The following is a 12239-nucleotide window of genomic DNA, read 5'->3' as shown; positions in this document are numbered from 1 at the left end:
CATTTGTTTTTATTTATTCAAAATTATGGTATTAAAAAAACAATAATCCTATTTATAAGCAAAAAACACAACATAAAAACAATTTGACTCTTGTTTCAATATAAGAATTGAATGGTGAAAAATAAAGATAAAAACGGAAATGTATAAATTATCCAAATCATAAAAAATTATGGAAAGAAGAAAAGCTTTAAAACTAGGCATATCAGCATTAGCTGGACTTTATTTGTCACCATTATTAGGACAATCCAAAATTCTTAATACACCTGCTTTCAAAGGAACTTTTGAACCCACTTGGGATTCGTTGGCAAAATACCAAATACCAGATTGGTTTCGGGATGCTAAATTTGGAATGTGGGCACATTGGGGACCACAATGCGAACCAGAAGCTGGCGATTGGTATGGACGTGGAATGTATGAGGAAGGTTCTCGCCAATACAAATACCATATCGAAAAATACGGTCATCCTTCTAAATTTGGCTTTAAAGATGTAATCAATGTTTGGAAAGCCAACAATTGGAATCCCGAAGAGTTAGTCAATTTATACAAAGATTCTGGAGCCAAATATTTTATGGCAATGGCAAACCATCACGATAATTTGGATTTGTATGATAGCAAATACCAGCCCAATTGGAACTCGACCAAAATGGGTCCCAAAAAAGACATTATTGCGGGTTGGGAAAAAGCAGCCCGCAAAGCAGGTTTGCCTTTTGCAGTAAGTGTTCACGCTGCACACGCTTGGAATTGGTTTGATACTTCTCAAGGTGCCGATAAAAACGGTGCATTGGCAGGAGTTCCTTATGACGGAAAACTGACTAAAGCGGATGGAAAAGGAACTTGGTGGGAAGGTTTAGACCCTCAAGAATTGTATGCACAAAACCATCCGTTAAGTGCAAAACCTTCGGACAAGTCATCTGTACACAGCCAATGGGATTGGGCAGATGGAGCTTCAATACCAACTTCATCTTATTGTGAAAAATTTCATGACAGAACAATTGATCTGATTGATAAATACAATCCCGATATGATTTATTTTGACGATACAGCTTTACCATTGTGGCCTGTTAGTGATGCAGGTTTGCGTATTGCGGCGCACATGTATAATAAAAGTCTTCAAAAAAACAAAACCGTTCAGGCTGTAATTACAGGTAAAATTTTAAATGAACAGCAAAAAAAAGCTATCGTTTGGGACATCGAAAAAGGACAAAGTAACGAAATCGAGCCTTTGCCTTGGCAAACCGATACTTGTCTTGGTAACTGGCATTATGATCGTGGAGTTTACGATAAAAAAAGATACAAATCAGCCAAAACAGTGATTCATACGCTGATAGATGTGGTCAGTAAAAATGGAAATTTGATGCTCAATATTCCAGTGCGAGGAGACGGAAGCATCGACGAATTGGAACGTCAAATTGTTATAGAAATAGGAATTTGGATGAAACTAAACAGCAAAAGTATTTATGGTACACGCCCTTGGAAACTATTTGGTGAAGGTCCACAATTAGGAAGTGCAGGAGCTTTAACAGCTCAAGGTTTTAACGAAGGAAAAGGAAAACCGTTTACATCCGAAGATTTTCGTTTTGCACAAAAAGACAACAAACTTTATGCAACGGTTATGGGGTGGCCAGAAAATGGTATTGCCATTATTAAAAGTTTAGGAAAATCGAATCCACATCACACAGAAAAAATAAAACAAATAAAACTAGTAAGTACTGGTGAAAAACTGAAATTCAAACAAAATTCAGATTCGCTTGAAGTGTATTTTCCTAGTCAAAAACCTGAAGCTTCTTATGCTAATGCTTTGGAAATCATCTGAATTTTAAGCTAATTGTACTTGGAATTTTATATAAAAACAAATATCAATGAAATACATTTATCTGCTATTATCTCTCTTTATTTCAACTGCGTTTACAATAAATGCTCAGGAAATTGTATCACCAAATAAGAATATTAAGGTAATTGTTTCGAAAAAAGGATCAGATGAAAAGTCTTTTGGTCAGGTATATTTCAAGGTTTTGTATAAAAACAAATCGGAATATATTGAAATAATGCCAAGTTCGCCTTTGGGTATTTCAAGAGACGACCAAAAATTTACGGATAATTTAAAATTGGTAAGCGAATCTAAAGCAAAAGATGTAAATCAGCAATATGAAATGATTTCCGGTAAACAAAAATGGTGTGATAATTTAGGAACTGAAAAAGTTTTCAAATATGTAAATTCAAATAATGAACCCTTGAATATTGTTTTTAGAGTTTATAATGATGGAGTAGCATTTCGTTATGAATTCACCAATAAAAGCAATTCATTAGTTAATATTATTGACGAAAGCACCACTTATGTTTTCCCATCGGCTACAAATCGTTGGGTGCAGGCATATACGGACTCTTATGAAGATTTTTTTCCTTTTTCAGAAACAGGAAAGGCCAATAATAATAAACAAGAATGGGGATTTCCAGCCTTATTCAAAGTGAATAATAATCCTATTTGGGTATTAATTTCTGAAGCAAATATTTCTGAAAATAATTGTGCTGCAAAATTGAATAATGCTAAAAACCCAAACGAATACAAAGTAAGTTATGCTTCACCAAGAGATAGTTTTAAGCAAACAGGAGTCAAAACCACTTTGCCATGGAATTCGCAATGGCATACGTTAATCATTGGTGAATTGTCTGATGTAGTTGAATCGACTTTAATCACCGACATTAGCGAACCTAATAGATTAGAAGAAACGAGTTGGATAAAACCCGGTGCGGTTGCTTGGATTTATTGGGCAAATAATCGTGGGTCTAAAGATTATCAAAAAGCTTTGGAATATACCGATTTGGCAGTAGAAATGAAATGGCCTTATGTTCTCATTGACTGGGAATGGGATGTTATGGGCAATGGTGGAAATATAACTGATGCGGTAAATTATGCTAAAAGTAAAGGGATTAAACCTATGATTTGGTATAATTCGGGCACATCCTGGCTTGAGCCAACGCCTAACGATCGTTTGTTAACTCCTGAAAAAAGAGCTGAAGAATTTGAATGGCTTAATAAAATGGGAATCTATGGAATTAAAGTTGATTTTTTTGCTGGAGACCAACAGGATATGATGAAATACTGTATTGCTATTTTGAAAGATGCAGCAAAATATAAGATAATGGTAAATTTTCATGGCGCAACAGTACCGCGTGGTTGGGCGCGTACGTATCCGAATTTGATGACTACCGAGGCTGTCTATGGAGCCGAATGGTATAACAATAAACCTGTTCTTACTTCTAAAGCTGCGGCACACAATACAACACTTCCTTTTACTAGAAATGTAATTGGTTCAATGGATTATACTCCGGTAACTTTTACAAATTCGCAACATCCCCATATTACTTCTTATGCTCATGAATTGGCATTGTCTGTAGTTTTTGAATCTAGTTTTCAGCATTTTGCCGATAGACCAGAAGGGTATAAAAACTTACCTCCAGAACCTAAAGAATTTCTAAAAAATGTTCCTGTAAGTTGGGATAATACCAAACTTTTGGACGGATATCCAGGAGAGAAAGTTATTGTCGCTCGTAAAAAAGGGAATCAATGGTATTTAGGCGGGCTTAATGGTAAGGAAGAAAAGCAAACATTAAAAATAAATTTTGATTTTCTTGACACTGGAGATTTTAAATTAAAACTTATTAAGGATGGAGAAAATGATAAGTCATTTGCTGTTGAAGTTATAAAAGTAAAAAAAGGAGATGTTTTGAATGTGGAATGTTTGCCAAGAGGAGGATTTGTAGCTATTGTAGAAAAATAAATTCCAGATAGAAAAGCCCTATTTATCTTTATATAAATTTAGTTTATGAACTCAAAAAAAATATGTTACGCTTGCGATTTGGTTGATAATCCAGAATTAATAGAATTATACAAACGTTATCATTCTAAAGATAGTGCTTGGCCTGAAATCACTAAAAGTATCAAAGATTCAGGTATTATAGATATGGAAATTTACCTTTTAGCCAACAGATTGTTTATGATTATGGAAGTGAATGAAAGTTATACTCCCGAACACAAACAAAAAATGGATGCCGCTAACCCAAAAGTTCAGGAATGGGAAGAGTTGATGTGGAAATTTCAACAAGCTCCTCCAGGAGCAAAAGAGGGCGAAAAATGGTTGCAGATGGAACAGATATATAAATTGGAATAATTAATTTAATAATTCAGGTTGTCAGTTTGGAACGTTTAGTTACAAAATGATTCAAATAATAAATAAAAAAAAAATGAGAACGAAAATTTTATTCACGCTATTATCTCTACTTCAGTTTAGTGTTTATGCCCAAGAAAAAAATCCTATATCTGCTATACCAGCTCCATTAGCTTTGAATAGCTTGCCAATGGGAGATTCAAGAACATTTCCAGAGGTAAAATTAGAAATTCCAATTGCTAAAGGTCCTTTTGAACCTACATGGGAATCAATCGAGAAAAATTATCCAGGGGAACCAGCATGGTTGCGTGAAGCAAAGTTTGGTATATGGGTTCATTTTGGGCCACAATCAGCTGGAGAAAGTGGGGATTGGTATGCCAGAAATCTTTACAAATCAGATAAAAGAGCGTATCAAAATCATGTTAAAAGTTATGGACATCCATCTGAAGTAGGTTATAAAGAAGTATTACGCGACTGGAATCCTACCAAACTAGACCCAGAGAAACTCACAAAAATTTATCAAGATGCAGGAGCTCGTTTTTTAATGATTCAAGGAGTGCATCATGATAATTACGATTTGTGGAATTCAAAATACCAACCATGGAATTCCGTAAATATTGGCCCCAAAAGAGATTTAATTGGCGAATGGGCAAAAGCCTGTAGAGCAAACGGAATGCGTTATGGCGTGACTTTTCATCATGAATACACTTGGTGGTGGTGGCAAACAGCATTTGGTAGTGATAAAGAAGTCCAAAAAAAAGGAATTCCCTATGATGGTAATCTAACACTTGCTGATGGTAAAGGAAAATGGTGGGAAGGCTATGATCCTAAAATGCTTTATGGAATTGACTTAAGAGAATATAAAGGAGTTGACGAGAAAGCGCATAATGATTGGTCACCTGCACCCGCAGGAATTTTTAGTAATCATTTAGGCTACGCCAAATGGTATGCTACCAATTGGGCTTTACGAATGATGGATGTTGTAAAAAATTATGATCCAGATTTTATATATACAGACGGAACTGTTCAAGGTCCTTTTACAGGAAATGGAACCGGAACGGGTTTAAAAGCGAATGCCATGCAAACGGTAATGGCCGACTTTTACAACACTAGTTTGCAACGTCGAGGTGAGGTAAATACGTTCAGTATTGTTAAGTTTAGAAAGAAAACAAATGGGACAGTAAATACCGAAGAACACGGAATTCCAGCAGACATTAAAAAAGACCAGCCTTGGATTGCCGAAGCTCCAGTAGGAGATTGGTTTTATGCTCCAGATTTTACCTATGATTCAGGTATGATGATTCGTTACGTAATTGAAGCAATAGCGCGAGATGGAAACGCAGCATTATGTATTTCTCTATTACCTGATGGATCCATGAATGAAGAGAGCCAAAAAATGTTGAAAGAAGTTGGAAATTGGATGCGAATTAATGGCGAAGGAGTGTATGGAAGTAAAGCTTGGGTAATTCCTGCCGAAGGTGAAATGATTAATGGAAAATTAAAAATGCTCCCAGGAGGTGCATTGAGAAACAAACATGCCGAATTTAAGTTTGACGCTCAAGATATTCGATTTACAATTGGGAAAAACAACAAACTATACGCTTTTTGTATGAACGTACCAGCTCCAAATACTCAAATAAAAATTAAGTCTCTAGCTACAGATGCAAAACATTATGGTAAAAAAATTAAAACAGTTAAGTTGTTGGGTTACAAAGGAAAACTAAAGTGGAAAGAAGTAACTGATGGATTAGTAATAACTTGTCCTAAAAATATGCCATTTGCTACCGCTGTAACTTTTAAAATTGAGTAAAATCAATTTTAAAAAATTAGAATATAAATGCTGATGATAAAGCTTGCCTAGATAAGAAAATTTAAATTAGAATGATTTTTTTACGCTTTTTAAGTAAATTAAAAAAGCAGCATAATTCTTGATAGCATTGTTTGTAAATTAATCAACATCATTTCAAATGAAGTCTATTCTAAATCGTTTTCTAAATTTAACTTTTATCCTTTTAGTAATTTCTACCACTTTCGCTCAACCAACAAAAGACTATAAAAGTGCTGTTCTCGGTCTAGTTTTAGAAGGCGGTTTTACCAATTTGAAAGAAGCTAGTGAAATTCTGGGACTACAATTTAAAAATGTAAAAGCTGAAAATTGGTCAGAAACTACAATCATTTTCGAAGCTTTTGACACCAAAGGAAAACAGATTAATCAGTTTAAAACCGAACTAGATTTCAACAAACTTCCAGAAGGCTATCAATTTATTCCTTTGGAAAAACAAATAGATTTATCCCAAGCTGATTATTTACGCATCACAATAGTTTCAAAAGCAGGAAAAAATCTTTTTTCAGCTAATTTCAAAAACGGAAGTTATAAAGGGATCCCCGTCTATTCCAACTGGATTACACATCCAAAATATGGAAATGGCCCCAGTGTAATGAACCCAGAAAAAGTTCCCGCCGGCGTTGACCCTGCGGTTGTGAACACAAAAAACCTTAATGTCAATTATCTTTATGATGATGCTTATCCAATTGGCAAACAAGATAATCTGTTATGGTATAAAACTGGAGCTTATGACCCAACTTCCACTATTTATGACCGTGATGGAAAAGATTGGGAAGAACAAGCCTTGCCTATCGGTAACGGTTATTTAGGTGCGATGCTTTTTGGAATGCCTGGAAAAGATCACATTCAGTTTAATGAAGAAACTTTTTGGGCAGCAGGTTATCGGGGCGTTCAGGAAAAAGTTCCGTCAGACAATGTGAACAAAAAAATGGGCGAAGGCATAAACGGTTTTATGAACAGCGGGAATGTTTTTGTTGATTTTAATTTGCCTCAAAACCCTGAAATTCTAAATTATTATCGCGATTTGGATTTGAATACCGCCATTTCATCCGTGCGTTATCAGTACAAAAAAGTAAATTATAAAAGAGAATATTTTGCCAGTTATCCTGCTGAAGTTATAGTTTTACGATACACCGCCGATGAAGCAAAAGCATTAAACTTTAGTGTAAAATCAGTATCGGCACATCCCGGAAATATTTTTGTTAACAATGGTGTTATTACTATAACAGGCAAATTAAAAGATTCTGAACCTTATACCGGTGGCGGAAAAGCAACTTATAATCAAGCTTCTGATTTAGAGTATTGTACTAAAATAAAAGTCATTGCTGATGATGGCGAACTTATAAACCATTACGGCAATATCGAAGTCAAAAATGCTAGCGGAGTAACCATAATTATTACTTCGGCAACCGATTATGATCCGAATGCTTTTAGTATCAATGCTGATGGAAAAGTAAACTTGGACATTCCTCAATTCAAGCACAAAGATGGTGTACAATTCGCAATTCAAAAAGCAGAAAACCGACTTTCGAACACTGATGGAAAAACCTATGAAGTTCTTAAAAAAGAACACATTGCCGATTATCAACCTGTATTTAATCGTGTGAGTTTTAATTTAGGCGAAAAAGAAGCATCAAAACCAATCCCTACAAATGAACGTGTAGCAGCTTATGCCAAAGTGATTAAAGGCATAAAAGCAGGAGAAAGTATTTCCTATCCAAAAGCCGAATATGATAATCTCGATACTCATTTGGAAGAATTATTTTATCAATATGGTCGTTATCTGATGATTGCTTCCTCGCGTGAAAAAACTTTGCCATCGACTTTGCAAGGAAAATGGAATCAATCCGTAGCCGAGATTTGGGGATCTACTTATTGCATCAACATCAATTTAGAAATGAATTATTGGTTTGCAGGCGGAGCCAATCTTATTGATAGTGGAAAAGCGTTGGTAAACTGGATTGAAACACAAATTCCTGCTGGCTCGTTAACGGCTCGCAATATGTATAATGTAAATGCTTCGTCTTATCATTTGGATAAACAAAACAACATTGTTATTACGCCTTCTAAAAATGAAGGGGTTGACGGTGTTTTTGTAATGCACACCAAACAATCCATCAATGGTCAAACTGATTTAACAGGTTCTACAAACATACAATCTCCTGGGAATACGGCTTTTTTAATGTATAATGTTTGGGATCTTTTTCAGCGCAGTCAGGATAAAAAATGGTTGGCCAATCAATTGTATCCTATTTTAAGAAAATCAGCTAATTTTTATGCTGCTTATCTTAATAACAATAAGGTGAAAACAGAAGATTTGAAACAGTATCCAAACGGTTATTTTTATACCACAGGCAAAGGAAGATCACCCGAACACGGACCTTATCAAACAGGTGTGAAATACGATTTACAATTAATTGCAGGACTTCTGGATTATACTTTAGAAGCAGCAAAAATCTTGAACATTGATATTGAAAAACAACAAGTTTGGAACGAATTAAGAACCAATATCGAAAAACCAGTTGAACTTGGAACAGACGGACAAGTAAAAGAATGGATTCAAGAAACGAATTATAACAAAGATAATAATGGCAAAGATTTAGGCGATCCGTACCACCGACACATTTCCCATTTAGTGGGATTGTATCCCGGAAATTTAATTAATCCGCAAACTCCCGAATTTCAAAAAGGAGCTAAAATTGTGTTGCAAAAAAGAGGCGATGATGCTACAGGTTGGTCAATTGCTAATAAGTTTTTACTCTGGACACAAGTGCAGGAAGGAGATAAAGCTTTGGAACTATTACGATACCAATTAGCACAACGCACTTATTCGAATTTGTTCGATTTCCATGCGCCATTTCAAATTGACGGGAATTTTGGAGCAGCAGCGGGTATTCAAGAATTGCTTTTACAGAGTAATAATTCGAATATTTATCTTTTGCCTGCTTTGCCATCCGCTTGGAAAGAAGGAGTAATCAAAGGAATTATTACTAAAAACGGAGCTCAAATCGAAATGACATGGAAGAATGGAAAATTAGAAAATGCCAAAATTTTGAATGTTACAGGAAAACAAACGACTATTCATTATGATAAAGTCAAAAAAATAGAATGTATTATTGATGGTAAGTCAACTATTTTGAAAGCTACTAATGGTCAATTCAAACTTCCAAATAGTAAAGCGGGACAAGTATTTCAATTGCAGTTTTAAATTTTGATTATTGATAAAAAAGTCTGTTTTTAGACCCGAAACTTTGTAATCTAAAATTTTAGACTTATCCATTTTCTGTTATCTTTGCTATATGCAGTTTTCAGAAATTTTAGGACAGGAACACATCAAAAATCATTTGACCCGAAGTGCCGATTTAGGTCGAATTCCACACGCTCAATTGTTTGTAGGCCCCGAAGGATGTGGCACTTTACCAATGGCGATTGCCTACGCGCAATACATTTTGTGCAACAATCAAAAGGGCGAAAATTCAGGAGCCAATGAAAGTTGCAATCTTAAATTCCAAAAAATTTCGCATCCCGATTTGCATTTCGTCTATCCAACAGTAAGTACCGAAGATGTAAAAACAAAACCCAAAAGCATTGATTTCATTGCCGATTGGAGAACATTTATCGAAAAAAATCCTTACGGTGGTTTGTTTGATTGGTATTCCAATTTAGGCGTTCAAAACAAGCAAGGCGAAATTCGGGTAGATGATGCGCAGGAAATTTTAAAATCGCTTTCGTTAAAATCGTATGAAGGTGGTTATAAAATTATGATTATTTGGATGGCCGACAAAATGAACACGGCCGCTTCGAACAAATTGTTGAAATTACTCGAAGAACCCCCAGAGAAAACCATTTTTCTACTCATTTCCGAAAACGAAGAAGATATAATTCAAACCATTCGTTCGCGTTGTCAAGTTTTGCATTTCATTGGATTGAGTGAAAATACGATTACTGAAGCCTTGGTTTCTCGTGAAAATATTGAACCTAAAATCGCCACGAAAATTGCCCATCAAGCACAAGGAAATTACAACAAAGCCTTGCATCTGCTCAAAGACGATAGCGAGGAATTTCCGTTCGAACAATGGTTTGTGGTTTGGGTTCGAGCCGCTTTCAAAGCCAAAGGAAATGCTGCCGTAATTGCCGATTTGATTCAATGGAGCGAACAAATTGCTGCTTTGGGAAGAGAAACACAAAAGAAATTCCTGCAGTTTTGCATTGATATTTTCCGTCAAGCTTTGTTACACAATTATGAAACTCCGAGTTTGGTTTATATGGAACCTACTGTCGAGAATTTCACTATTGCCAAATTTGCGCCTTTCGTAAACGGTAATAACATTCACGAAATATTTCAAGAATTGTCCGATGCCATTTACCACATTGAACGCAACGGAAACGCCAAAATAATCCTGACCGATTTGTCCATCAAACTCACTCGTTTAATACACAAAAAATAAGTTTATGAATAACGCTGCTTCCATTTTGCTTTTGATTTTCTTGGCTCTTACCTTTATACAATCGGCTTACGAAAAATTATTTTATTGGCAAGAAAATGTCGATTGGCTGAAAGAACATTTTGCCAAAACCCGACTCAAAAATTTGGTTCCTTTAGCATTAGTTCATCTTGTTATTTTAGAATTAATTTCGGGGATTTTATCTGTAGTAGGTGTTATCGAACTTTTGGTAAGCAATGGTAGAACTTTTGGTTTTTATGGTGCTATTTTTTCGAGTATTACTTTACTAATGATGCTTTTCGGACAACGATTAGCCAAGGATTATGACGGCGCCAGAACCATTGTTATTTACTTTATTCCAGCTGTGATGGCAGTATATTGGCTGAATTAGACTTTACCATATAAGTCATATAAGTTTTTAAAAAACTTAATGAACTTTTTGCTTTACTATAAAAAACAGCTTTCGCATTAACAAACTTATATGACTTATATGTTTAAAAAACGATAAATTATGACTCCAAAACACCCTTCCGAATCTTTGACCATATTGACTGATTTAGTTTTACCTAGCGAAACCAATGCTTTGCACAGCCTTTTTGGTGGCGAATTACTGGCTCGAATGGATCGTGCGGCTTGCATTGCTGCAGGCAGACATTCGCATCAAATTTGTGTAACGGCATCGGTCAATCATGTCGCTTTTAACAAATCGATTGCATTGGGAAGTGTTGTTATCATCGAAGCTAAAGTATCCCGAGCCTTCAAAACCTCGATGGAAATTTTCCTTGACGTTTGGGTCGAAGATTTAGAGTCTAGAAAAAGAACCAAAGCCAACGAAGCCATTTATACTTTCGTAGCTGTTGATGTAACCGGAAAACCTGTTGAAGTTCCCGAATTAATTCCCGAAACTGAATTGGAAAAAGAACGTTATATAGCGGCTTTGAGAAGAAAACAATTGAGTTTGGTTTTGGCAGGAAAAATGAATCCTCATGATGCTTCGGAGTTGAAGGCGTTGTTTGTTTAATTTTTTTAAATATCTATAAATCAAAAAAATTGATGACTTTACAAAAGCTAAAAAATATAATTAGTCAATATTTTAGAATTTGGTGGATTCCAATTCTCTCTTATTTAATACCTTTTGGAATATTTTTAATTGGCAATGCTTTTAAAAGTGATGATATAATAGACTTTTCTTTGTTGATGTTTTTTCTCAACATTCTAGGAAATATAATTTCATCAATTATTCAGATAGTAATAAGAAAATGGTATTTCTCAATTCCTCAAATTGGAATTTCTATATTTCTCTTTTATTGTGTTTCAATTTATTTTACTTTTTCACCACCCGATTATTATGGAGCCAATAAAATAATACCTGAAAATATAGAAATAGCAGTACCTATTAATAATAAACCAACTAAAAAGGAATTAGATAAGTATGATTTTATTTTATCTTCATCTTTTCAACCTGGAATTTATAACTATTATACGGCTAAAAAACCTAAAGAATTAGGCAATTTCTACATCAAAGCGTTTGAAATAAATTCGAATGATAAATTATCCGAAGAAAGAATAAAAATAAGTTCAAAAATAAAAGTAGAAAATATTGAATCTAAAATTTATTCAGGAGAATTCACAATTTATGAAGGTTCTTGGGGCGATAAATATGCCGCTAGAATTGAATTATGGTTTGAGCCTTCAAATAAAAATAAGGATTATAAAATTGCCGAAAGAAATTTCATTATTGAAGGTTGGATGAGATAAAAACAAAATAAATATCCCAAAACA

Annotated in this window: 9 protein-coding genes; all 9 read left to right on the top strand. The window is 34.7% G+C overall.

Annotated features, from left to right (window positions below; genetic code table 11):
* The first annotated feature begins 169 nt into the window (after window positions 1-169).
* On the top strand, window positions 170-1813 hold the full coding sequence (locus OZP15_RS01555; protein WP_281336820.1) for an alpha-L-fucosidase: 1644 nt from the start codon (window positions 170-172) through the stop codon (window positions 1811-1813).
* A 46-nt stretch (window positions 1814-1859) separates the two neighbouring features.
* Window positions 1860-3779, top strand: coding sequence for a glycoside hydrolase family 97 protein (locus OZP15_RS01550; protein ID WP_281336819.1), 1920 nt, complete (start codon window positions 1860-1862; stop codon window positions 3777-3779).
* A gap of 45 nt (window positions 3780-3824) precedes the next feature.
* Window positions 3825-4169: an L-rhamnose mutarotase gene (locus tag OZP15_RS01545; protein ID WP_269226759.1), complete on the top strand. Its 345-nt coding sequence runs from the start codon at window positions 3825-3827 to the stop codon at window positions 4167-4169.
* 73 nt (window positions 4170-4242) lie between these two features.
* Window positions 4243-5976, top strand: a complete 1734-nt coding sequence (locus OZP15_RS01540; protein WP_281336818.1) for an alpha-L-fucosidase — start codon at window positions 4243-4245, stop codon at window positions 5974-5976.
* A 157-nt stretch (window positions 5977-6133) separates the two neighbouring features.
* Window positions 6134-9220 carry a glycoside hydrolase family 95 protein gene (locus OZP15_RS01535; protein WP_281336817.1) on the top strand — a complete coding sequence of 1029 codons (3087 nt, stop codon included), beginning with the start codon at window positions 6134-6136 and terminating at the stop codon, window positions 9218-9220.
* Between the two features lie 91 nt (window positions 9221-9311).
* A complete protein-coding gene (locus OZP15_RS01530; RefSeq protein ID WP_281336816.1) occupies window positions 9312-10460 on the top strand; it encodes a DNA polymerase III subunit in 1149 nt (382 codons plus the stop codon).
* A gap of 4 nt (window positions 10461-10464) precedes the next feature.
* Window positions 10465-10848: a DoxX family protein gene (locus OZP15_RS01525; protein ID WP_269226749.1), complete on the top strand. Its 384-nt coding sequence runs from the start codon at window positions 10465-10467 to the stop codon at window positions 10846-10848.
* A 120-nt stretch (window positions 10849-10968) separates the two neighbouring features.
* Entirely contained in the window at window positions 10969-11478 is a 510-nt protein-coding gene (locus tag OZP15_RS01520) for an acyl-CoA thioesterase (RefSeq protein WP_269226748.1), read from the top strand.
* Window positions 11479-11510: 32 nt separating this feature from the next.
* Window positions 11511-12215 carry a hypothetical protein gene (locus tag OZP15_RS01515; protein ID WP_281336815.1) on the top strand — a complete coding sequence of 235 codons (705 nt, stop codon included), beginning with the start codon at window positions 11511-11513 and terminating at the stop codon, window positions 12213-12215.
* The last annotated feature ends 24 nt before the right edge of the window (window positions 12216-12239 follow it).

This window comes from Flavobacterium eburneipallidum, from assembly GCF_027111355.2.
In the GTDB taxonomy this organism is placed as follows: domain Bacteria; phylum Bacteroidota; class Bacteroidia; order Flavobacteriales; family Flavobacteriaceae; genus Flavobacterium; species Flavobacterium eburneipallidum.
Note: the sequence above shows the minus strand (reverse complement) of the source record. Positions and strands in the feature narration are given on the sequence as shown.